The organism is Streptomyces sp. iso_384 (genome assembly GCF_056172905.1).
Map to the genome: position 1 here is coordinate 3,160,334 of NZ_JBWBTT010000001.1, position 21,870 is coordinate 3,182,203.

Sequence of the window (21,870 nt, forward strand, 5' to 3'; positions counted from 1 at the left end):
CACCGCGCAGTGGGGTGAACATCACAGGTCACCGCACGGATCGCCCACCGCGCCGCCGACTACCGTGAGCGCGTGCCGAAGAACCGAAACATGTTCTCCTTCCTCGCCGGCTGGCCGCGCCGCGCCGCCTCCCGTGCGGTCCACCACGGCTGGGCCTGGGCGCAGCGGGCGGGCGCGGTGACCGCCGAGCACCCCGGGCGGCTGCGGTTCGGCGCGATCGGCGAGGGCACCCGCCTCGCCTTCCCACAGGGGACCGTGTTCGGGGAGCCGTGGATCGAGCTCGGCGCGCACTGCGTCATCGGCGAGCAGGTCACGCTCACCGCCGGGATGATGCCGGACCTGGACCTGGGGCCCGGGCCCATCCTGACCCTGGGCGACGGCGTGGTACTGGGGCGCGGCAGCCATGTGATCGCGGACACCACGGTGACGATCGGCTCGGACACGTACTGCGGCCCGTACGTCTACATCACCTCCACGAACCACAGCTACGACGACCCGCACGAGCCCGTGGGCAAGCAGTGGCCCCGGATGGAACCGGTGGCGATCGGCCCCGGCTGCTGGATCGGCACCGGCGCGGTGATCCTGCCCGGGGCCCGGCTCGGCCGGAACGTGGTGGTCGCGGCGGGCGCGGTCGTCCGGGGCGAGGTCGCCGACCATGCGGTGGTCGCCGGGGCCCCCGCCCGGGTCGTGCGCAGCTGGGACCCGGAGCAGGGCTGGCAGCCGCCGCTGCGTACGCCCGCGCCCGTGCCGATCCCCGAGGGCGTCACCCCCGAGCAACTGCTGGCCCTCGCCGACATGGACGAGGCGGGCGAGACCTCGTAGCGCGGTGGTGGCGCTACCACCACCGCCTCGACGCGGCGGCGGTCACCGTACGGCGGTACAACCGGCTGAACGCGGCGGTGCACCGTACGGCAGTGCAATATTCTTGACCACGTCATCCGCCGTGGGCGACTCGGTCACCGCACCGGCCGCCCGCACCAGCCACCCGCACTCCGCCATCCACCGCAGGGACGGTCCGTGTCCGACCTCGACCAGCTCACCCAGTCGCTGGCCCGCAACCTCAAGCGCTGGCGCGGGGAGCGCGGCTTCACCCTCGACGCCCTCGCGGCCCGCGCCGGAGTGAGCCGGGGGATGATCATCCAGATCGAGCAGGCGCGGACGAACCCGAGCGTCGGCACCACGGTCAAACTGGCCGACGCGCTCGGCGTCAGCATCACCACCCTCCTCGACCACGAGCAGGGCACCCAGGTCCGGCTGGTCCCGGAGAGCCAGGCCGTGCGCATGTGGTCCACCGACGCGGGCAGCTCCACCACCCTGCTCGTCGGCACCGAGGCGCGGGGCCCGCTCGAACTGTGGACCTGGCGGTTGATGCCCGGGGAGGGCAGCACCTCCGACCCGCACCCCGAGGGCACCGTCGAACTCCTCCATGTCACCGAGGGCGAACTGACCCTCCTCGTCGACGGCCGCACCCATCGCGTCCCCGCCACCACCTCCGCCACTTTCGAGGCGCATGTGCCGCACGGCTACCGCAACGAGGGCGACGAACCTGCCGTGTTCACCATGGTCGTCGCCGTCCCGCCCGTCCGCTGAGACGCCCGGCCACCCTCACACCGGCCGCTGTTAGCGTGAGCGCCATGCGCGCACCCATCGGCACCTTCGAGAACGCCGCTCCCGCTGCGGAACGGCTCGATCTGCTCCCCGACCCCGTCGTCGCGGCCCTGACCGCGGGCTGGGGCGAGTTCACCGCCGGGCAGGTCGTCCATGTCGACAGCGACCCGGCCGTCGCCGACACCGCGGTCTTCGTCGAGCACTACGGCGCGAACCTGCTGGACACCTCGGCCAACTGCGTCGTGGTGGCGGGCAAGCGCGGCCAGGACGTCACGCTCGCCGCCTGCGTGGTGCTCTCCCGCACCCGGGTCGACGTCAACGGCGCGGTCCGCAAGCACCTCGGCGCCCGCAAGGCCTCCTTCGCGTCGATGGACACGGCGGTCGGCGAGAGCGGCATGGAGTACGGCGGCATCACCCCGATCGGCCTGCCCGCCGCCTGGCCCCTCCTGGTGGACCCGGCCGTGGTGGACGAGGAATGGGTCCTGATCGGCAGCGGCCGCCGTCGCGGCAAGCTCATCGTCCCCGGCAAGGCGCTCGCCGCGCTCCCGGGCGCCGTCGTGGTCGAGGGCCTCGGCGTCTGAGCTCCGCCCCGGGCGGCCTCAACGCACCGTCGCCGCCCGGCGCTCCGTGAGCCAGTCCGTGGCGAAGTCGACGGCCGGGCGCAGCCGGACGAGCCGGCAGGCCGCCGCGCCCACACGTCCGATCCGTACGTCACCGGCGGCGGCGGACTCCTCGAACGCCGCGCCCAGGGCGGCGAAGTCCCCGTCGTCCAGGGCGACATCCTCGTACTCCCACCACCGCCGCACCCCCCGCGCCGCGACCACACAGCGATAGCTCCGGCGCGGCGGGCGGTCCATCCGGTACTCGCCGAGGTGGAACGCCGTACAGGTGGCGTAGCCGGTGCCGAGCAGCAGGATCCGGGCATCCGCCTCGTACAGCCGGGCCAGCGGCGAGTCCTCCCCGAGATGGCAGTCGGCCCGGTGCCCGGCGAGCAACCGCTCGGCCCCGGGCCCGAGCGCGGCGAACGAGGTCTGCGGATGCGCGCTGCGCCCGGCCCCCGCCGCCGTCCGTACGGTCTCCGCCAGCGCGCCCATCGACGGTGCCGGGGTGACCGCAGGGTCGTACGGCTCCATCGCGGCACGCACGGCGTCGACGGCGTCGGCGTCCAGGCCCCGCACCCGCGCTCGGTAGTGCGGGGAGGTGTCGGAGTTCTCCGTGGTGAAGGCGGGCACCACCACCGTCCCCTCCGGCCCCACGGCCCGGCGCAGCGCGCCCAGCGCGCCCCGGGCCCCGCCCGCCACCGGCCCCACCGACCGCAGCGAGGCGTGCACCAGGAGCACGGCGCCGGACCGTACGCCGAGCGCGGTCAGAGCGGCCGTCGCCCGGTCCTCGTCGAGCACACCGGGTACACCCGGCGCGACCGGTAGGCCGAGTGCACCGGGTGCGTCCGGTACACCCGGTACGTCAGTCCAGCCGTCCGCGCCGTTCACGCCGTTCACGCCGTCCGCGCCGTCCGCGCCGTTCACGTCGTCCACGGCGGGGATTCTTCCCGCCCCGGGGCGCCTCCCACACCCGGACCGCTCAGGCGCGCCCGCCCAGCTGCGGGATTTCGATGGCGGGGCACCGGTCCATGACCATGTCCAGCCCCGCCGCGCGCGTCCGTTCGTACGCGTCCGGGTCCACCACGCCGAGCTGGAACCACACCGCCTTCGCCCCCACCGCCACCGCCTCGTCCGCGACCCCGCCCGCCAGCTCGCTGTTGACGAACACGTCCACCACGTCGACCGGGAAGGGAATGTCCGCGAGCGAGGCGTACCCCTGCTCCCCGTGGACCGTCTCGGCCTTCGGGTGCACCGGCACCACCCGCTTGCCGAACCGCTGAAGGACCTCCGCCACCCCGTAGGCCGCCCGGGAACGGTTGCCGGACAGGCCCACCACCGCCCAGGTGTCGCCCGAGTCCCGAAGGATCCGCCTGATCGTCGCGGTGTCCGCGTAGGTGCGGCCGCCGTCCGTGTAGGTCTCGTCTGCGCTCATGCCGGGACAACCGGCGGCCCCCGCCCCGCCATTCCCGCACCCCCGATTCCCGCCGGAACGTGCCGGCCCGGGCGGGACATAGGGTGGACGGATGCAGGAGCAGTACCGGACCGTCGCCCGCGCGGGTGTGCACGAGAGCGAGATCAACCGATCGCGTTTCCTCTGCTCCCTCGCCCCCGCCGCCACCGAACAGGAGGCGCAGGACTTCATCGCCCGCGTCCGCAAGGAGCACCCGACCGCCACCCACAACTGCTTCGCGTACGTGATCGGCGCCGACGCCTCCGTACAGAAGGCGAGCGACGACGGCGAACCCGGCGGCACCGCGGGCGTCCCGATGCTCCAGATGCTCACGCGACGCGAGGTGCGGTACGCCGTGGCGGTCGTCACCCGCTACTACGGCGGGGTCAAGCTCGGGGCGGGCGGGCTGATCCGGGCGTACGGGGGAGTGGTCGGCGAAGCCCTCGACGCGCTCGGCACCATCACCCGGCAACGCTTCCGGCTCGCCACGGTCCACGTCGACCACCAGCGGGCCGGAAAGCTGGAGAACGACCTGCGGGCCACCGGACGGGACGTCCGCGAGGTGCGGTACGCCGAGGCCGTCACGATCGACATCGGGCTGCCGGACGCCGACGTCGAGGCGTTCACCGCGTGGCTGGCCGACGCGACCGCGGGGACCGCCACGCTGGAGCTGGGCGGCGAGGCGTACGGCGACGTGTGACCGCCGGCCTGCGGGCGCCGGGGCGGGTGAGGGCAATCCCACGGAGGCCGAAATCATGATCGATGCGGGTTCGGCGGCCCGGCGGCGCTAGCGTGGTCCGTGCCGACAGTGGGATCACGGGCCGCCGGTGCGCGGCCCACGGGGTGGAGGACGACGACGATGCAGGCCGGAACCGGCGGAGTGATGGCGTGAGGATCCTGCACACCTCGGACTGGCACCTGGGCCGGTCCTTCCACCGCGTCTCTCTGCTGGAGGCCCAGGCCGCCTACCTGGACCACCTCGTGGCGACCGTCCGGGAACGCGAGGTGGACGTCGTCCTCGTCGCGGGCGACGTCTACGACCGGGCCGTCCCACCGCTCACCGCCGTCGAGCTGTTCGACCGCGCGCTGCACCGGCTCGCCGACGCCGGCGTCCCGACCGTCATGATCTCCGGCAACCACGACTCGGCCCGCCGGCTCGGCGTCGGGGCCGGGCTCCTCGACCGGGCCGGCATCCATCTGCGCACCGACCCCGAGGGCTGCGCCACCCCCGTCGTGCTCGCCGACGCCCACGGCGACGTGGCGTTCTACGGGCTGCCCTATCTGGAGCCCGCCCTGGTCAAGGACACCCTCCGGGCCGCCAAGGCCGGCCACGAGGCGGTCCTCACCGCCGCCATGGACCGGGTCCGCGCCGACCTCGCGACCCGCCCCGGAGGCACCCGTGCCGTCGTCCTCGCGCACGCCTTCGTAGCGGGCGGCGAGCCCAGCGACAGCGAACGCGACATCACCGTCGGCGGGGTCGCCGCCGTCCCCGCCGGGGTCTTCGACGGCGTCGACTACGCGGCCCTCGGCCATCTGCACGGCTCCCAGCGGGTCACGGACCGCGTCCGCTACTCCGGCTCGCCGCTCGCCTACTCCTTCTCCGAGGCCGACCACCGCAAGACCATGTGGCTCATCGACCTCGACGCCGACGGGAGCATCGCCGCCGAGGAACGGATCGACTGCCCCGTGGAGCGGCCCCTCGCCCGGCTCCGCGGGCGGCTCGACACCCTCCTGGAGGACCCCGCCCTGGACCGCCACGAGCACGCCTGGGTCGAGGCCACCCTCACCGACCCGGTCCGCCCCGCCGAACCCATGGCCCGCCTCGCCCGGCGCTTCCCGCACACCCTCAGCCTCGTCTTCGACCCCGAGCGGCCGCCCGACGACCCGGGGGCGTCCTACGCCCAGCGGCTCAAGGGCCGCGACGACCACCAGATCGCCGAGGACTTCGTCGCCCATGTGCGCGGCGGCAGCGGCCCGAGCGACCTCGAACGCACCGTGCTGCGCGCCGCGTTCGAGGACGTACGGGTGGACGAGACCGTGCGTGAGGTGCCCCGGTGAGACTGCACCGCCTGAGCATCACCGCCTTCGGCCCGTTCGGCGCCACCCAGGAAGTCGACTTCGACGCCCTCTCCTCCGCCGGGCTCTTCCTGCTCCACGGACCCACCGGTGCGGGCAAGACCTCCGTCCTGGACGCCGTCTGCTTCGCCCTGTACGGAGCCGTCCCCGGCGCCCGCCAGAGCCCCGGGGCCTCCCTGCGCAGCGACCACGCCCCGGCCGGTCTGCCCACCGAGGTCCAGCTGGAGCTGACCGTCGGCGGCCGACGCCTCGAAGTCACCCGCAGCCCCGCCCAGCCCCGCCCCAAGAAGCGGGGCGACGGCTTCACCATGGAGAAGGCCCAGAGCAGGCTGCGCGGTTACGACCCCGAGCGAGGCTGGCAGGCCCTCAGCAAGTCGCACCAGGAGATCGGCGAGGAGCTGACCCAGCTCATCGGCATGAGCCGGGACCAGTTCTGCCAGGTCGTACTGTTGCCGCAGGGCGACTTCGCCCGCTTCCTGCGCGCGGACGCAGAGGCCCGCGGCAAGCTCCTCGGCCGGCTCTTCGACACCCGCCGCTTCGCCGCCGTCGAGGACCGCCTCGCCGAACTGCGCCGGGGCGCCGAGGCCAAGGTCACCGCCGCCGACGAGCGGATCCTCGCCCTCGCCCAGCGCACCGCGCAGGCGGCCGGACCCGTCGGGGCCGAGGCCACGCCGATCGCCGCCCGGCCCGGCGAACCGGGCCTCGCCGAAGCGGTGCTGGAGTGGGCGGCGATCGCCCGGTCCACGGCTCGCGAACGGCTCGACATCGCCCACGGAGTCGTCACCGCCGCCGAGGGCCGACAGCGCACGGCCCGCCAGGCCCTGGACGCCGAACGCGAACGGGACCGCCTTCAGCAGCGGTACGAGGAGACCCGGCGACGCTCGGCGGCGCTGGAGGAGCGGCGCCCCGAACACCGGCGTTGCCAAGAGCAGTTGGAGCGCGCCCGCAAGGCGGACCGGGTCGCCCCCGCGCTGGACCTGCGCGAGGAGGCGGAGCGCGCCCACCGGCGGGCGGCCGACGACCTCGACCGGGCCAGGGCGCAGCTGCCGCCCGACCTCGCCGACGCGGGACCCGATCAGCTCACCGAGCTGGAGCGCCGGTTCCGGCAGGAGCTGGGCGGGCTGGAGTCGGCCCGCCGGGCCGAGGCGCGCAGCGCGGAGATCGACGGGGAGCGGGACCGGCTGGAGCGCGAGTCCCGCGCCGACGAAGCGACCGTCCGGGATGCGGACGCCTGGCTGGCGGGCTGGGACACCGTCCACGCCGGGCTCCGCGAACGCATCGCGACGGCCCAGGAGGCCGCGACCCGCGCCGAACAGCTCGCCGGACTCCTCGCCCCGGCCCGCCGCCGACTGGACGCCGCCCGCCGCCGCGAGGCGCTGGCCGCCGAGGCCGAAACCGCCCGGGAAGCGCTGGCCGAGGCCCGCGAACGCGCCTTGGGCGCCCACGAGACCTGGCTCGGGCTGCGGGAGCGGCGGCTGCGGGACATCGCGGCGGAGCTGGCCGCCGGACTCGTCGAGGGCGCGCCCTGCACCGTCTGCGGCTCCGCCGAGCACCCGGCCCCCGCCACCGAGGGCGACGGGCATGTCGACCGGGCCACCGAGGAGGCCGCCCTCACCGCCCACCGGCGCGCCGAGGAGGCCCGTACCCGCGCGGAGCAGGCCCTCGGACTCGTCCGCGAACGCCACGCGGCCGCGGCCGCCGAGGCACGGGACGCGGAGCCTCCGGCGGCCGACGCCGGGACCGAGCCGGATGCCGGCCCGTCCGTCGGTGAACTCCGCGACCTCGTCGAGCGGTTGACCGCCGAGCACGCCGGGGCGCACCGTCTCGCCGCCGGGACGCACGCCGCGCGCGAGGCTCTCGACGCCGCCGAGCGCGAGCACCTCCAGCGCCTCGAACTCCGGCAGGAGGCCGAACGCCGGGCCGCCGCCCGCACCTCCCGGCGGGAGGCGCTCGACCGCGAGCAGTCCGTGCTGCGCGACGAACTCGCCGCGGTCCGGGGCGAGTCCGGGTCCGTCGCCGCGTACGCGGAACGCCTCACCCGCCGGGTGGCGCTGCTCGCCGATGCCGCCGAGGCCGTACGCGCCGAACAGGAGGCGGACCGGCGGCGCAAGGAAGCCGACGGCCGGCTGTCCGACGCGGCGTTCCGGGCCGGCTTCGACACCCCGGAGGCCGCCGCGGCGACCCTCCTCGACGCCGCGGCCCAGCGCGAGCTCCAGCACCGTATCGACGCCTGGCAGGCCGAGGCCGCCGCGGTCGCCGACCGCCGTGGTGAACGCGACGCCCGCGAGGCCGCCGAACAGGCTCCTGCCCAACCAGCCGCAGCACAGCGCGAGTTCGAGACTGCGGAGCGGTTGCTGCGGGAGGCTGCCTCCGCGCGCGCCGCCGCCGAGGAGCGCTGCGCGGAGCTGGTCCGGCTCTCCCGGGAGGCCGCCGACGAGGTGCGACGGCTGGGCCCGGTGCGCCAGGAGTACGAGCGGATCGCCCGGCTCGCGGGTCTGGCGGCGGGCACCTCCGCCGACAACGAACGCAAGATGCGCCTGGAGGCGTATGTCCTGGCAGCCCGCCTCGAACAGGTGGCGGCCGCCGCCACGGCACGGCTGCGGCAGATGTCCTCCGGCCGCTACACCCTGGTCCACTCCGACGCCCGCACCGGCGGCCGCCGGGCCGGGCTCGGGCTGCATGTGGTCGACGCCTGGACCGGCAGCGAACGGGACACCGCGACGCTGTCCGGCGGCGAGACGTTCTTCGCCTCGCTGGCCCTCGCGCTGGGCCTCGCCGACGTGGTGACCGAGGAGGCCGGCGGCGTACGCCTGGACACCCTCTTCATCGACGAGGGGTTCGGCAGCCTGGACGACCAGACGCTGGACGAGGTGCTCGACGTGCTGGACTCGCTGCGGGAGCGGGACCGCAGCGTCGGCATCGTCAGCCATGTCGCCGACCTGCGCCGCCGGATCCCGGTCCGCCTGGAAGTGGTGAAGGAGCGGCAGGGCTCGTCCGTGCGGCACCGCCTCGCGTGAGCGGAGCCCCCGGGCGGGCGGTTCAGCGGCCGATCGCGCGGCGGGGGAGCGGTGAGGAGTACACGATGCTGGTGGTGACGGAGCCCAGTGCGCCGATCCGGCCCGTGGTCTCCTCCAGATGCTTCATCGAACGGGCCGTGACCTTGAGGACGAAGCAGTCGTCGCCGGTGACGTGGTGGGCCTCGATGATCTCCGGCGTGGTCCCCAGGAGATCGTGGAAGGGCTTGTAGTTCCCGTTCGGGTAGCGCAGGCGGACCAGGGCGAGGATGGGCAGCCCGAGCCGCTCGGCGTCCACCACCGCCGCGTACCCGCTGATCACACCCAGCTCCTCCAGCCGCCGCACCCGCTCGGTCACGGCACTCGGGGACATGGCGACGGCCCGCGCGAGCTCGGCAAAGGTGGCGCGGCCGTCGCGCTGGAGGACATCGAGGATGCGCCAGTCGGTGGCGTCCGGGGAATAGTCGGTCACCCTCCGAGGGAACAGGGGAAGCCCCGGTGAATCAAGCGGAGTGCCGGGGAATCTCACTTCTCGGGCCCGTTCCGCAGTCATAGATTCATGGTCATGACCTCGCACACCACGGCCCCGGCCGACCACCCCGTCCTGAGCGTCGCGCCCGCCTCTCCCGCTGCCGCCGCGGCCTATTTCGGCGCCTCGCTCGCCTTCCACGCGGACGTCTCCGACGTCGCCTCCGCGCTCGCCGCCGACGGCGACCCCGGGTTCGTCGTCCTGGACAGCCGCTCCACCGCGTCCTGGGACCAGGGGCACATTCCCGGGGCGGTCCACCTGCCCACCGCGCTGATCCCCGAGCAGGCGGCGGCACGGCTGGACCCGGCCGTCCCGGTGGTCACGTACTGCTGGGGCCCAGGCTGCGACGGCGCTGCCCGTGCGGCCCTGGCCCTCGCCCAACTGGGCTACCAGGTCAAGGAGATGCTCGGCGGATTCGAGTACTGGGCGCGTGAAGGGTTCGCCTACGAGACCTGGGAGGGCGGCGAGCGGCGCGGCGTCGACCCGCTCACCGCACCGGTCGAAGCGGCCGACTGCGGCTGCTGAGACGGCGCGTCCGGGCGGAGACCAGGACGGCCCGGCGGCCGACCCGGGCAGCCGATGTGCCCCCGCGGCCGACCCGGCAGAGGTCAGCGCGCTTCGGCCGCGGCGAGCGTGGCGAACAGCTCTCCGGCCTCCGCCCCGGCGGGCAGCCCGCTGACCTGGCCGTCGCCGACCTCCACCACCCGCCACACCCCGTCCTCGCGCAACGCCAGGTCGGTGGTGACCCAGCGCAGCCCGAGACGGCCCACCGCCTCCCGCAGAGAAGGGAGTTCGGGGACGGGGTCGCGATCCGGAGTGTTCGGGGTGTCCGGGTGGGCGGTGGTGAGCACCGCCTCCCCGTCCACCCACCACACCCGCGCCTCGCCGCCCGCGACGAACGGCTCGAACGCCCGCAACACCAGGCCGCCCGCGAGGAAAGCGTCCTGCAGCTCCACGAACCGGCTCACCACTGCCGCCAGTTGCTCCCGGTCCGCGAGCTCCGGCACGTAACAGGCCTCGAACCACTCGTGTTTGCGGGACTTCACGAAGTCCTTCACGATGCCGGGCCCCGGCCCCAGGGGAGCCGCGAGCCCGGCCAGCACGTCGGCCGTGGGCGCCGAAGCCCCCGGAGCCAGGGCGCACCAGACGCTGCGCGGCGTGAGCCCGTCGAACTCCTCGTACCAACCGGGGAGTTCATGCGCTCGCCGATAGCCGGCAGCACCGGTGAGCAGGGTGCAGCCCCGGGCGGCGAGTACCGCCTCCAGCTCCGCGTACCGGCCGGAGGGGATCATCCATCCGCGGTACCAGTACGGCCCGGAGTCCCGCGCGACCCGGGCCACCGCCCCGGCCGCGTCGCCCGCGAGGAGCGCGTCATGATCGAGCAGTGCGATCCGCCCGCCGGCCGCACGCGCTGCCACGAGCTCGTCGGCGAACTGCGGATCGGGCCGCGAGAGGCGCAACGGATCGGCGCAGAACAGAAATCCGTTCCGCTCACTCGCACTGTTTGTACCGCTCGTGCTGCTCGTGCCGCTCATGACGGGCTGCCTCGCCTGCTTCGCTCAGAGACGGGACAGTTCGTCCACCAGATCGTCCAGGCCCAGCGACCCCTGCGAGAGCGCCGCCATGTGCCAGGTCTTGAGATCGAACGCGTCGCCGTGCGCGGCGCGCGCGTTCTCCCGGCCGAGCAGCCAGGCGCGCTCCCCGAGCTTGTAGCCGATGGCCTGGCCCGGCATCGACAGATAGCGGGTCAGCTCGCTCTCCACGAAGTCGGCGGGGCGGCCGCTGTGGTTGCCGAAGAACTCCTGGGCCAGATCGGGCGTCCAGTGCTCGCCCGGGTGGAACGGGGAGTCCGCCGGGATCTCCAGCTCCAGATGCATGCCGATGTCGACGATCACCCGGCAGGCGCGCATCATCTGCGCGTCGAGGTAGCCGAGCCGCCGTTCCGGGTCGGGCAGGAAGCCCAGCTCGTCCATCAGCCGCTCCGCGTACAGCGCCCAGCCCTCCGCGTTCGCGCTGACCATGCCGACCGACGCCTGGTAGCGGGAGAGGCTGTCGGCGACATGCGTCCACTGGGCGATCTGCAGGTGATGGCCGGGAACGCCCTCGTGGTACCAGGTGGAGACCAGGTCGTACACCGGGAAACGGGTCTCGCCCATGGTCGGCAGCCAGGTGCGCCCGGGACGGGAGAAGTCCTCGGAGGGACCGGTGTAGTACGGCGCGGCGGCCCCGCCGGGCGGCGCGATGCGGGACTCCACCTTCCGTACCCGCTCGGCGAGATCGAAGTGCGTGCCGTCCAGCGCCTCGATCGCCTCGTCCATCAGACCCTGCAGCCACTCGCGGACCTCGTCCACGCCCTCGATGTGCTTGCCGTGCACATCGAGGTGGGCGAGCGCCTCCCAGGGGCCGGCCCCGGGCAGGATCTTGGCGGCCTCGGTCTTCATCTCGGCGAGCAGCCGGTGGTATTCCGACCAGCCGTACGCGTACGCCTCGTCGAGATCCAGATCGGTGCCGTTGTACAGCCGCGACCAGAGGGCGTAGCGCTCCCGGCCGACCGGGTCCGGGGCACCCTCGATGCCCGGGGCGTACACATCGCGCACCCAGTCGCGCAGCGCGAGCACCGAGGACGTCGCCAGCCGGGCGGCTTCGTCCAGCTCGGCCCGCAGTGACGCGGGGCCCGGGGCGACGAACTCCGTGAAGAACGCCGTGCCCTCGCCCTCCCCGCCCCACTCCGTGAGCTGTCCGACGAACGTGGCGGTCGCGCGCGGGCCGCCGTACAGCTTGCGCTCCAGACCGAGCGCGAGCGAGGCGCGGTACCCCTCGTGCGCGGCGGGCACGGCCCGCAGCCGTTCCACGACCGCCGCCCAGTCCTCGTCCGTCTCGGTCGGAGTGAGGGTGAAGACCTCGGTGATGCTGTGGGCGGGCGACTGGAGGTTGGAGACGGTCCGCAGGCCTTCCTCGGCCTCGTGCACGGCGAGTTCCGCCGTCAGGCGTTCCCGCAGGAGCCGTCCGCAGCGTCGCTCGGCATCGCTGTCCGCACCGGGGCGCTGCTCCGCCGCGTCCAGCTCCCGCAGGGTCGCGCGGATGAGGTCGGCGGTCGCGGCCTGGCCGGCCGGTGAGAAGTCGGGCAGCCGGCGCGAGCTTTCGGACACACCCAGATAGGTGCCCGTGATGGGGTCGAGTTCGATGATTGCGTCGACGTAGGCGTCGGCGACCTGACGGGGCAGCGCGCTGCTCGAAGTGTCTGACATGCGGACATCCTCGTACGGTGGTGGCCTCCTCGTCATCACCATGGCCCGCCGGACGTCCAAAAGACGATCACTTCCCCGTACTTCTGGGCCGGTGCCGGTGTTGGTGCCGGCGCGTCAGCTTGTGGCGGCGGGAGGCAGCAGCGGTCCGCAGTCCCACTGCTGGAAGATCAGCCGGGTGTCCACCCGGGCCACCTCCCGGCGCGAGGTGAACTCGTCCAGGACCAGCCGCTGCAGGTCCGCCGCGTCGGCCACCGCGACCTGCACGAGATAGTCGTCGGGGCCGGTGAGGTGGAACAGCGCCCGCGACTCCGGCAATGACCTGATCCGGTCGACGAACGGCCCGATGAGCTCCCGGCGGTGCGGCCGGACCTGCACCAGGAGCAGCGCCTGGAGCCCCCGGCCGAGCTTCGCCGGATCGAGGCGCAGCTGATCCCCGAGGATCACCCCGGAACGGCGCAGCCGGGCCACCCGGTCCAGGCACGTCGAAGCGGCCACACCGACCTCGGCCGCGAGCTCGCGGTACGTGGTCCGCGCATCGTTCTGCAACAGCCGCAGAATCTGCAGATCCACCGGATCTAGAGCGACAGAATCAGCCATGCGGCGAACGTAGCACGGGGTTCTGTCGCTACGAGCCGGTAACTGTTCAGAGTGACGGCATGGACAACGAAGTCTCGATGACGCCCCCTGCTCCCATCCCGTCCAGGGCTCTCGCCACCGAAGCCGTGCACGCCGGACGCGATGACCTCGCCTCCCTCGGCGTCCACGCCCCGCCGATCGATCTGTCCACCACCTACCCCTCCTACGACTCGCGCGCCGAGGCGATGCGGATCGACGACTTCGCCACCACCGGGGCCCGCCCCGACGGGCCGCCCGTCTACGCCCGGCTGGACAACCCGACCACGGGCCGCTTCGAAACAGCGCTCGCCCGGCTGGAGGGCGCGGAGAGCGCGGTCGCTTTCGCCAGCGGGATGGCCGCGCTGACCGCGGTGCTGCTCGCCCGCGCGAGCCAGGGGCTGCGCCATGTCGTCGCCGTCCGCCCGCTCTACGGCTGCAGCGACCATCTGCTCGGCGCCGGGCTGCTGGGTACCGAGGTGACCTGGACCGACCCGGCGGGCATCGCCGACGCCATCCGCCCGGACACCGGGCTCGTGATGATCGAGACGCCGGCCAACCCGACGCTGGCCGAGATCGACATCCGGGCCGTCGCCCACGCCTGCGGATCCGTGCCGCTGCTGGTCGACAACACCTTCGCCACCCCCGTCCTGCAGCGCCCGGTCGAACACGGCGCGCGGATCGTCCTGCACAGCGCCACCAAGTACCTCGGCGGCCACGGGGACGTCATGGGCGGCGTCGTCGCCTGCGACGAGGAGTTCGCCGCGACGCTGCGCCAGGTGCGGTTCGCCACCGGCGGAGTGCTGCACCCGCTGGCCGGCTTTCTGCTGCTGCGCGGGCTGTCCACGCTTCCGGTACGCGTCCGGGCGGCCTCGACGAGCGCCGCCGAACTGGTCCGCAGGCTCACCGCCGACCCGCGGATCGCCCGGGTGCACTACCCGCGGATCGGCGGCGCGATGGTCTCCTTCGAGGTGTACGGGGACCCGCACCGGGTGATCTCCGGGGTGCGGCTCATCACGCCCGCGGTCAGCCTCGGCAGCGTGGACTCGCTGATCCAGCACCCGGCCTCCATCAGCCACCGCATTGTGGACGAGGGAGACCGGCGGGCGTCCGGTGTCGGCGACCGGCTGCTGCGGATGTCGGTCGGCCTGGAGGATGTCGAGGACCTGTGGGCGGATCTGTGCCAGGCGCTCAGCGACGGGCCTGTTCCGCCGGCGCGGAAGGCCGGGCAGCCCCTTCGGGCGTCAGCCGGGCGGTGATGACGAGCGTGCCCTCCTCGATCTGGTAGTCGAGGGGCAGCTCCAGCGCGCGCATCGCCGCCACCATGCCCGTGTTGTGGGACTGGGTCACGGCGTACACGCTGTCGCAGCCCGCTTCCACGGCGAGGGCCACCAGCCGGCCGAGCAGCTCGGAGCCGATGCCCCGGCGCTGCCAGTCGTCCTCGACGAGGAGCGCGACCTCGGTCTCGTCGCCGTCCCACAGGAGGTGGCCCAGTGCCACCAGCTTGCCGGACGCCGTCTGCACCGCCAGGGTGCGGCCGAAGCGGGGGCTCAGCAGGTGGTCGAGGTAGCGGCCCGCGTCCTGGACGGGACCGTGGTAGCGCAGGCCCAGGGTGCGCTGCGAGCAGCGGTCGTGCATGGCGCGGGCGGCGGCGAGATCGCCGCCGCCCGCGCGGCGCACGGTGATCTCGTTGCCCTCGGGCAGGGTGAGGACGTCCTCGCTGCGCGGTACGCGCGGACCGAGCCGGGCGTCCAGCTCGACCAGCGCCCGGGCCCGGGCGAACTCGGTCGGCGTGAACGGCAGATAGGGCCGCTCGACGGCGATCACCCCGCCGGACGGGTCCCGCAGCCGCATCACCGTCTCCTCCAGCACGCCCTCGACCGGGGCGCTCTGACCGGTCGCCCGGCCGGTTACGGAGACGGCGGGCAGCGAGTGGATGGTGCACCGGCCGAGCAACTGGCGCAGGGCGAGCGGCAGCTCGGCCGCGTCGAGCGCCGTCCTGGTGGCCAGCGACAGCACCCGGGTCGGGGTGTCGACCAGATCGTGGGCGTCCGCCCGCTCGATCCAGGTGGACGCGCCACCGGCGGTCGCGATCTCCCGGGAGAGGTCCTGCGCCGGGAGCGAGACCGGGGCCCGCAGCAGGAACTCGTCGACCGTCCCCTGCGCGAGCGGGTGGGTCTGCAGGGTGAGGATATCCACCCGCAGCCCGGAGAGGGCCACGCACAGCGCGGCCAGGCTGCCCGGGGCGTCGCGCACCGTCGTCCGCATCCGCCACAGCACGGTCTCCTCGGCCCCGGCGATCTCGCCCCCACCGCTGCTCCCGGCCTCGCCCGCCGCCCCGCCGCCGGCCCCGCCCTCCTCGTCGGACGGGGGAGCGTGACTGTGCCGTCGCGCCCACCAGGTGTGGAACGCCGCGGTGGCCACCAGCGCCACCGCCGACGCCACGAGCAGATAGGGCCCGTCCGGCTGGTGTCCGATCAGGTTGGCGATCGCGTCGGCCACGGCCACGGCGGTGAACAGGGCGGCCAGTTCGATCAGGTCCCGCCGCCAGTGGTGCGGACGGCGGGCGCTCTTCGCAGAGGTCACATCAGTCATATCCTCACTGTGAACGAACGGTGTTGCCTGATCACGAACGCCTTGTGACTGATGGGTTAAGTGTGGATCTGGTCGCTATCGTCGTCTTTCGGTCAGATTTTGAGACCGGCCACTCCTTGATCCTTCCGGTCCGCACCGGAGGCTCGCGGACCGACGTCCTCCGGTCCGACGGCTTCCGGTGCGGGGACATCCGGGCCGAGGGCCTCCGGCGTGGACTCGTCCGCCCCGGCGGGGAACGCGGCGAGCAGGCGGGCGGCCTGGCGGACCGTCTGCGAGGAGCTCTTGCGCCCCGCCGTCGCCGCGAGCCCCGTGATCGGCGGGATCCCGTCCGTACCGCAGCGCTCGGCGCATCCGGCCGCCACCGACAGCAGATCGCCGAGCCCCCGGGGCGTCTTCTCGTACGCCAGGAGACCGGGCAGCATCGCCGCCAGCACGGTCAGCACCGTCCGGTACGCACCGGTGGCCGCCGCCGTGCCGAGCGCGTCGGCCGTACGGTTCACCTTCACCAGGTCGCGGTCGACCAGGATCGCCAGCTCCCGCCCGAGCGACGGACCGTCCAGCCGGCCCCGCGCCGCCAGCACGAGCAGGGCGTCCACCGCCGCCGTGCGGTCCTCCGGATGCCGGGCGCCGAGCCCGTAGGCCAGCGCGAGATGCATCGCCCCGCCCGCCTCGCCCGCACTCTCGGCCAGCGCCGGCAGGAACCCCACGGCTCCCCGCTGCCCCTGGTCGGCGGCGAACAGCAGGTCCGGCATCAGCCAGGCGGCCAGCGTCTCCGGATCCTCCGGCAGGGTGGCCGTCCAGTGAGAGGACCGCTCGGGCCCCCAGTGGTAGCACTCCCGGGCGTGCGGGAGCTGCGCCCGGCCCAGCCAGTGGAACGCTTCCGGGAACTCACGCTGGATCACCAGCCGTTCCCGGGTCGCCAGCAGTACCTGACGGGCCCCGGTCGTCGTCCGCTGCCACCAATTGCCCGCCGACGGACGGGAGACGGCAGTCGCCGGATGCCGCAGCACCGGGGCCACCGGCTCGTCGGCACGGATCCAGGCGGCCAGCCGGTCGCCCTCGCCGGTGCCCAGCGCCTCGGCCGCAGCCGCCGCGGCCGCGCCTTCGGGACCGCTGTTCCGGCGGACCCGCAGCAGGGCCTGGGCGAAGTCGGCGGGGCCCGGACGGGCGCCCAGCTCCCGGTAGGCCCGCAGCCGCTCGACGAGCTCGGCCGCCTCGATCGCCCCGGTGTGCCAGGTCGGCGTGGCCACCAGGAACGGCGCTCGCCCGGCCGCTATCGCCTCCACCGCCTCCCACACCCGGTCGAGCAGCACCCCGTTCAACGCGCCGTGGGCACAGGCGTCCGCACCCTTCACGGTGGTCTTCGCCCGCCATGCGACCCTGTCCCGTTCGGACACCAGGCCCAACAGCGAGGCCGCCACCACGGACAGCCCGTGCGAGGTCGAGATGTACCGGGGATCGATCATGTACGGAGACAGGCCGTGCTCGACGAAGTGCACGCCGGCCAGCGCCTCCCGCAAGGCCCCCGTCAGCTCCTCCCGGTCGGTCCGGGCCAGCCGGACGAGGCCGTCGAGCGCCCGCTCGAACCCGGTGATCCCGTCCGAGGTGTCCATGACGGCCGACGACGGGATCCAGTGCTCCGACGCATGCGCCTTCACCCGGGCGGCCACCTCCTCGACGAGCTCGGCCACGGTCTCCGGAGCGGGCTCCGGACGCCGCAGCACCGGCGCGGGCGGCAGGAACTCCTCGTACGCCTCGGCCGCCTCCTCCTCCACGAGATCACCGAACAGGGCGGCGACCGACTGCCGGTGCAGCGGGCCCAACTGTCCGGCGGCGGAGGCCAGCTGCTCCCGAACCTCCGGGTCCCCGGCCCCGGGCAGATACCGCGCGACCAGCTTCAGAGCCCGCTCCTGGACATCGATGGCCTCGTGGCCGAACGCCTCGGCGACCGCCGGAAGAAGCTCGCCCGCCGTCGAGGCGTCCCGGCGCAGCGCCTTGCCCAGCAGCGTCAGCTGGGCCCGCACCAGCTTCTTCTCCGGGCGGAAGAGCACCGCGCCCGAAACGTCCGCCAGCTCCCGGGTGGACAGCACGCCCCGCGCGTCGAGCCGTACGAGCACCTGCTGGGCGTGCGATGCGACCGGTGCGATCCCGTCCGCCGCCATCGCCGTCCAGTCCCGCAGATGCCGGTCCTCCTCTTCCTCCGTCGTGCCCAGGCGCAGCAGAACGGCCAGGAAGAACCGCTGATCGACGGACTTGCCGCCGCGCATCAGCCGGGTCACGCACCGCTCCACCAGATGGGCCCGGTCCAGCGCCCCGTCGTCGGCCAGCGCGCACAGCGCCCCGGGCCAGTGGTCCTGCGAGTCCGGCGCGTCGTAGAAGTCGACCTGCGGCGGCAGCTCCGGCATCTCGAACAGCCGGGACGCCAGCACGGCGGTGTGCGGGTCGTCCCGCAGGATGTCGGTCAGCGGACGGCGCGTCCGGCCGCGCCAACGCGCCGCGCCGACCAGCTCCGCCCAGCCCACCACCAGGTTGTCCGTGACGGGGAGCGGGACCCCGGCGATCCGCGTCAGCTCACCGACGAAGGTGTACTCCGCGTCGGAGAGGGCCGCGCGCCTCGCGAACCGGTGGGCGAGATCGCCGAGCCACTCCGGATCACGGTCCTTGAGCGAAGCGAGGATCAACGGATACGGAGAACGGGTCCAGTCGCGCAGATCCCGGCCCCCGATCCAGGCGGCGCACCCCGCCGCACCGGTGTGACAGCCCGCGCCGGCCACCAGCAGCGCCTTGCGGATCCTGTCCCGCCGCTGCCAGTCCCAGCTCCGCACCTCCTTGCGCAGCTCCTTCAACTCGGCGAGAGCGGCCCGGCGGCCGGGCCGGTCCAGGGCGAGCACCAGCGGAGGCACCTCGTGGTGTCGCCCCGCCCGTACAGCGCTGAGCAGCTCGTTCATCGCATGCCTCCCGCGACCGTCGCACCCCGGCGGACCATGCGCACGGCGAGCGCGTGTGTGCAGGGCCCCCGGCGTCCCCGGTAGTCCGCCCACCACTGACAGGTGCAGGTGAACGCCGAACCGCTCTCGCGCACCTGGTAGCGACGGTCCCCCGAAGCGACCGTCGCCCGCGAACCGTCGAGCGACACCGCACCCTCACCGGCCAGCCTGCGGGCGGCCACCAGACGCGGATTGTGCCGCTCCGCCCGGTCCGCGTCGTACGGCAACTCCCGGTGGAAGTAGGCCGCGTCCGCCAGGTCGTAGCCGACGCGGCCCGCCGTGCCGAGCCGGGTCAGCGCGGCCCGCACCCGCTCCACGCTCAGCCCCGCCTGCTCGGCCAGCGAAGCCGGTTCGATCCGGGGCTCCCAGGCGAGCAGCACGGACACCAGCTCGGCATCGGCCGCCGCGTCATCCGTGGCCAGCGCCTCCAGCACACCGCCCTCGCCCGAGAACCCGCGCGCGGAGTCCGGGGAGAGCGTCAACGTGAGCCGCATCCCCGGCAGCACCACCTCCCAGGCACTCGCCGCCGCCGCACCGTCGGCCACCGGCCCGTACACCCTCAAGGCCGTCGCGTCGCGCAGCACCCGCTGCAACGCCACCAGCCGCTCCGGGCCCGGCAGACACACCGAGCCCGGGACCGGCCGGGTCGTCGGGCGCAGGGACCCGCCCGAGGCCACCACCCACCGCGCCCCACGGGCCGCACGGCCCGAGGGCGAGGAGCGGGGCAGCGACCGCAGGAATCCCACCGCCTGGGCCGCCGTCAGCTCGGCCCGCAGATCGAACGTCGCCGAGGCGACCTGCGCCTCCGCGAAACCGCGCAGCCACCGGTCGGGCAACGGCACCTTCTTCTCCACCACCGGACCGTCGAGCGTGGTCACCGCCATCTCCTCGGGACCCACCCGCAGATGCAGCGGATCGTTCGCCGTGATCCGCGAAAGCGCCTCCCGCAGCGGAGCGTTCACGTCCACATTCGTCGTTCCGTGGCCGGTCTCCTGCCCGTCGAGCCCTTCCTGGAGCACATCGAGACGGGCGTACACCCCGCAGCAGCCGGAGAACGACTCGAAGCGCAACCGGTCGCCGTTCCCCGTCACCACCGGGTCCAGCGAGGCGGGCAGCGTGCGCTGGTGGTAGCGGGCGGCGGCCACGTCCGCCACCGCCAGCAGCCCGCGTGCCGCTATCCGCGGACCGGAGAGGAAACCCGCGAAGAACCGCGGGTGCGCCTCCGCTCCGCGCGGGGTGAGCCCTCCTGCGGTCTCCAGACCGAGGGAGGGCCCCACCCGCGAGGACTCCAGGGTCGACGGGCGTGTGTAGGCCAAGGCCTGAACGGATCGGGTCATGAAAAAAAGCGTAGGACCCACCACTGACAACGGCCCTCGGAACAACTGTCCGCCGCCCGGAGGCCGCCGTTCACTGCCCGACGCGACCGGGCCGGAGCACCTTGGTGAACAACACCGAACCGCCCTCGGCCCGCAGACGCACCGTCAGCTCCGCACTGTCGCCGTCGATCTCCACCTCGCCGAAATACTGGGGGGTCTCCATCGGCGAGACATTGGCCCGCTCGGGGGCCCGCACGAAGACCCGGTCCGGGCCGAAGGTGCCGTCGAGTGCGTTGGCCGGGAAGCCGCCCGCCGCCAGCGGGCCCGACACGAACTCCCAGAACGGCGCGAAGTCCTTGAACGCCGCCCGCTCCGGCGCGTAGTGCTGGGCCGAGGTGTAGTGCACATCGGCCGTCAGCCACACCGTGCCGGTGATCCTGCGGTGTTTGACGAACCGCAGCAGTTCGGCGATCTGGAGCTCGCGCCCGAGCGGCGCCCCGGGATCGCCCTGCGCCACCGCCTCGAAGTCCGTCGCACCGTCCGGGACCACGAGGCCGAGCGGCATGTCGGCGGCGATCACCTTCCACTCCGCGCGGGACGCGGCGAGCGAGCGTTTCAGCCACCGCAACTGCTCCGCGCCCAGGATCCCCGTCGTGTCGTCGGGCTGCCGGCCCGGGGAGTTGGCGTTGCGGTACGACCGCATGTCGAGCACGAACACGTCCAGCAGCGGCCCGTGGTGGACGACCCGGTACATACGTGAACGGCGCCCGGCGGCGGACGAGGGGGCGAGCGGCACGTACTCGTGGAAGGCGCGCACGGAGCGCGCCGCCAGGATGTCCACGTTCTTCTCGGTGTAGCGCGTGTCGTCGAGGATCTGGCCGGGATACCAGTTGTTGCGCACCTCGTGGTCGTCCCACTGCACGACGGAGGGCACCTGCGCGTTGAAGCGGCGGAAGTTTCGGTCGAGCAGGTTGTAACGGAAGTTGCCCCGGTACTCGTCCAGCGTCTCGGCGACCTTCGCCTTTTCCTCGGTCATGACATTGCGCCAGATCCGGCCGTCCGGGAGCGTCACGCTCGGCTCCAGCGGACCGTCCGCGTAGATGCTGTCGCCGCTGCACAGGAAGAAGTCCGGGTCCAGACGGCGCATCTCCTCGTACACCCGGTAGCCGCCGATGTCCGGATTGATGCCCCAGCCCTGCCCCGCGATATCGCCCGACCACAGGAACCGCACCCCGGCCCGGCGCCGGGCCGGAGCGGTACGGAACGTTCCGTACACCGGCTTGCCGGTACGGCGCGGATCGCCCGGATCGGCGAGCGTCACGCGGTAGTGCACCTGCTCGCCCGCGGGCAGGCCGTGCAGCGGTGTGGTGCCGGTGAAGTCCGTTCCGGGGCCGATCGACGGCCCGTACCACCTGCGGACCCGCCGGAACGACTCGGTCGCCGAGGTCTCCACCAGCATCCGGGCCGGCCGGTCCGAGCGCACCCACAGGAGCGCCGACGAGGCGGTGACGCTGCCGACCTGCACACCCCAGGTCGCTTCGGGCCGCCCCGCCAGACGCAGCGCGGGTGCCGCCGAAGCGACGGCGGGCGACAGAGCGACCGCCGCCGGGGCGATCAGCGAGCCGCGGAGGAGGGCGCGGCGGCCGGGCGAGGCCATGTGCGGACGGTACGGACGGTAGGGCACGGGCATCGAAGCGCCTCCGGTGAGGTGGGCGGGCGGTGCGCCGTTCGCGAGAGTACGTGGACCGGCGCCGGTCTGAGCCCATGCCTAGTGCCCTGCGGAGACCGGGGCCCCAACCCCGGGTGAACGGCGCCCGTCGGCCGCGCCCGCAG

The 21,870-nt window shown here is 73.8% G+C and carries 18 protein-coding genes; 8 read left to right on the forward strand and 10 right to left on the reverse strand.

Annotated elements, in window-relative coordinates:
- Positions 1-72: 72 nt before the first annotated feature.
- From AC0VY3_RS14055 to AC0VY3_RS14065, 3 genes are all read left to right on the forward strand, one after another.
- A complete protein-coding gene (locus tag AC0VY3_RS14055; RefSeq protein WP_103512848.1) occupies positions 73-822 on the forward strand; it encodes an acyltransferase in 750 nt (249 codons plus the stop codon).
- Positions 823-1,017: 195 nt separating this feature from the next.
- Positions 1,018-1,590 (forward strand): helix-turn-helix domain-containing protein, encoded by a 573-nt coding sequence (locus tag AC0VY3_RS14060; RefSeq protein ID WP_103512847.1) that lies wholly within the window; start codon positions 1,018-1,020, stop codon positions 1,588-1,590.
- Between the two features lie 44 nt (positions 1,591-1,634).
- Entirely contained in the window at positions 1,635-2,189 is a 555-nt protein-coding gene (locus AC0VY3_RS14065; protein ID WP_475549708.1) for a YbaK/EbsC family protein, read from the forward strand.
- Positions 2,190-2,207: 18 nt separating this feature from the next.
- Here the strand turns inward: AC0VY3_RS14065 and AC0VY3_RS14070 are convergent, their stop codons facing one another.
- A complete protein-coding gene (locus AC0VY3_RS14070; protein ID WP_475551671.1) occupies positions 2,208-3,008 on the reverse strand; it encodes an AAC(3) family N-acetyltransferase in 801 nt (266 codons plus the stop codon).
- A 181-nt stretch (positions 3,009-3,189) separates the two neighbouring features.
- The gene (locus tag AC0VY3_RS14075; protein ID WP_242740304.1) at positions 3,190-3,642 is read right to left on the reverse strand and encodes a CoA-binding protein; all 453 of its coding nucleotides are present in this window, start codon (positions 3,640-3,642) and stop codon (positions 3,190-3,192) included.
- A gap of 91 nt (positions 3,643-3,733) precedes the next feature.
- Between AC0VY3_RS14075 and AC0VY3_RS14080 the strand changes: the two genes are divergently transcribed.
- The 3 genes from AC0VY3_RS14080 to AC0VY3_RS14090 all read left to right on the forward strand — a co-directional run bounded on the left by AC0VY3_RS14080 (position 3,734) and on the right by AC0VY3_RS14090 (position 8,753).
- Positions 3,734-4,360, forward strand: a complete 627-nt coding sequence (locus AC0VY3_RS14080; RefSeq protein ID WP_103512844.1) for a YigZ family protein — start codon at positions 3,734-3,736, stop codon at positions 4,358-4,360.
- A 188-nt stretch (positions 4,361-4,548) separates the two neighbouring features.
- A complete protein-coding gene (locus AC0VY3_RS14085; RefSeq protein ID WP_475549709.1) occupies positions 4,549-5,718 on the forward strand; it encodes an exonuclease SbcCD subunit D in 1,170 nt (389 codons plus the stop codon).
- Complete coding sequence (locus tag AC0VY3_RS14090) at positions 5,715-8,753, forward strand: AAA family ATPase (RefSeq protein WP_475549710.1); 3,039 nt, start codon at positions 5,715-5,717, stop codon at positions 8,751-8,753. Before AC0VY3_RS14085 ends, AC0VY3_RS14090 begins: the two co-directional genes overlap by 4 nt.
- Before the next feature lie 22 nt (positions 8,754-8,775).
- Here AC0VY3_RS14090 and AC0VY3_RS14095 read toward each other — a convergent pair whose 3' ends face one another.
- A complete protein-coding gene (locus AC0VY3_RS14095; RefSeq protein ID WP_103513150.1) occupies positions 8,776-9,222 on the reverse strand; it encodes an Lrp/AsnC family transcriptional regulator in 447 nt (148 codons plus the stop codon).
- Between the two features lie 87 nt (positions 9,223-9,309).
- Between AC0VY3_RS14095 and AC0VY3_RS14100 the strand changes: the two genes are divergently transcribed.
- Positions 9,310-9,804 (forward strand): rhodanese-like domain-containing protein, encoded by a 495-nt coding sequence (locus tag AC0VY3_RS14100; RefSeq protein ID WP_103513149.1) that lies wholly within the window; start codon positions 9,310-9,312, stop codon positions 9,802-9,804.
- An 83-nt stretch (positions 9,805-9,887) separates the two neighbouring features.
- Here AC0VY3_RS14100 and AC0VY3_RS14105 read toward each other — a convergent pair whose 3' ends face one another.
- The 3 genes from AC0VY3_RS14105 to AC0VY3_RS14115 all read right to left on the reverse strand — a co-directional run bounded on the left by AC0VY3_RS14105 (position 9,888) and on the right by AC0VY3_RS14115 (position 13,124).
- On the reverse strand, positions 9,888-10,814 hold the full coding sequence (locus AC0VY3_RS14105) for an ATP-grasp domain-containing protein (protein ID WP_103513148.1): 927 nt from the start codon (positions 10,812-10,814) through the stop codon (positions 9,888-9,890).
- Between the two features lie 24 nt (positions 10,815-10,838).
- The gene (locus tag AC0VY3_RS14110) at positions 10,839-12,527 is read right to left on the reverse strand and encodes a DUF885 domain-containing protein (RefSeq protein WP_103513147.1); all 1,689 of its coding nucleotides are present in this window, start codon (positions 12,525-12,527) and stop codon (positions 10,839-10,841) included.
- A gap of 114 nt (positions 12,528-12,641) precedes the next feature.
- Positions 12,642-13,124, reverse strand: a complete 483-nt coding sequence (locus AC0VY3_RS14115) for an Lrp/AsnC family transcriptional regulator (protein ID WP_103513146.1) — start codon at positions 13,122-13,124, stop codon at positions 12,642-12,644.
- A gap of 59 nt (positions 13,125-13,183) precedes the next feature.
- Here AC0VY3_RS14115 and AC0VY3_RS14120 point away from each other — a divergent pair, with 59 nt between their 5' ends.
- Complete coding sequence (locus AC0VY3_RS14120; RefSeq protein ID WP_475549711.1) at positions 13,184-14,398, forward strand: trans-sulfuration enzyme family protein; 1,215 nt, start codon at positions 13,184-13,186, stop codon at positions 14,396-14,398.
- On the opposite strand, the gene AC0VY3_RS14125 is transcribed toward AC0VY3_RS14120, so the two are convergent.
- The 4 genes from AC0VY3_RS14125 to AC0VY3_RS14140 all read right to left on the reverse strand — a co-directional run bounded on the left by AC0VY3_RS14125 (position 14,331) and on the right by AC0VY3_RS14140 (position 21,727).
- The gene (locus AC0VY3_RS14125; protein WP_475551672.1) at positions 14,331-15,725 is read right to left on the reverse strand and encodes an N-acetyltransferase family protein; all 1,395 of its coding nucleotides are present in this window, start codon (positions 15,723-15,725) and stop codon (positions 14,331-14,333) included. The genes AC0VY3_RS14120 and AC0VY3_RS14125 overlap by 68 nt on opposite strands.
- A gap of 101 nt (positions 15,726-15,826) precedes the next feature.
- Positions 15,827-18,682: a DUF7825 domain-containing protein gene (locus tag AC0VY3_RS14130; RefSeq protein WP_475549712.1), complete on the reverse strand. Its 2,856-nt coding sequence runs from the start codon at positions 18,680-18,682 to the stop codon at positions 15,827-15,829.
- Positions 18,679-20,058 (reverse strand): SWIM zinc finger family protein, encoded by a 1,380-nt coding sequence (locus AC0VY3_RS14135; protein ID WP_475549713.1) that lies wholly within the window; start codon positions 20,056-20,058, stop codon positions 18,679-18,681. The genes AC0VY3_RS14130 and AC0VY3_RS14135 overlap by 4 nt, the downstream gene beginning before the upstream one ends.
- A 70-nt stretch (positions 20,059-20,128) precedes the next feature.
- A complete protein-coding gene (locus AC0VY3_RS14140) occupies positions 20,129-21,727 on the reverse strand; it encodes an alkaline phosphatase D family protein (RefSeq protein ID WP_475549714.1) in 1,599 nt (532 codons plus the stop codon).
- Positions 21,728-21,870: the final 143 nt, after the last annotated feature.

Coding starts and splice junctions, on each gene's coding strand:
- AC0VY3_RS14065 (WP_475549708.1), top strand. CDS start 1,635: ATGCGCGCACCCATCGGCACCTTCGAGAACGCCGCTCCCGCTGCGGAA.
- AC0VY3_RS14075 (WP_242740304.1), bottom strand. CDS start 3,642: ATGAGCGCAGACGAGACCTACACGGACGGCGGCCGCACCTACGCGGAC.
- AC0VY3_RS14080 (WP_103512844.1), top strand. CDS start 3,734: ATGCAGGAGCAGTACCGGACCGTCGCCCGCGCGGGTGTGCACGAGAGC.
- AC0VY3_RS14100 (WP_103513149.1), top strand. CDS start 9,310: ATGGTCATGACCTCGCACACCACGGCCCCGGCCGACCACCCCGTCCTG.
- AC0VY3_RS14105 (WP_103513148.1), bottom strand. CDS start 10,814: ATGAGCGGCACGAGCAGCACGAGCGGTACAAACAGTGCGAGTGAGCGG.
- AC0VY3_RS14110 (WP_103513147.1), bottom strand. CDS start 12,527: ATGTCAGACACTTCGAGCAGCGCGCTGCCCCGTCAGGTCGCCGACGCC.
- AC0VY3_RS14115 (WP_103513146.1), bottom strand. CDS start 13,124: ATGGCTGATTCTGTCGCTCTAGATCCGGTGGATCTGCAGATTCTGCGG.
- AC0VY3_RS14120 (WP_475549711.1), top strand. CDS start 13,184: ATGGACAACGAAGTCTCGATGACGCCCCCTGCTCCCATCCCGTCCAGG.
- AC0VY3_RS14130 (WP_475549712.1), bottom strand. CDS start 18,682: ATGAACGAGCTGCTCAGCGCTGTACGGGCGGGGCGACACCACGAGGTG.
- AC0VY3_RS14135 (WP_475549713.1), bottom strand. CDS start 20,058: ATGACCCGATCCGTTCAGGCCTTGGCCTACACACGCCCGTCGACCCTG.
- AC0VY3_RS14140 (WP_475549714.1), bottom strand. CDS start 21,727: ATGCCCGTGCCCTACCGTCCGTACCGTCCGCACATGGCCTCGCCCGGC.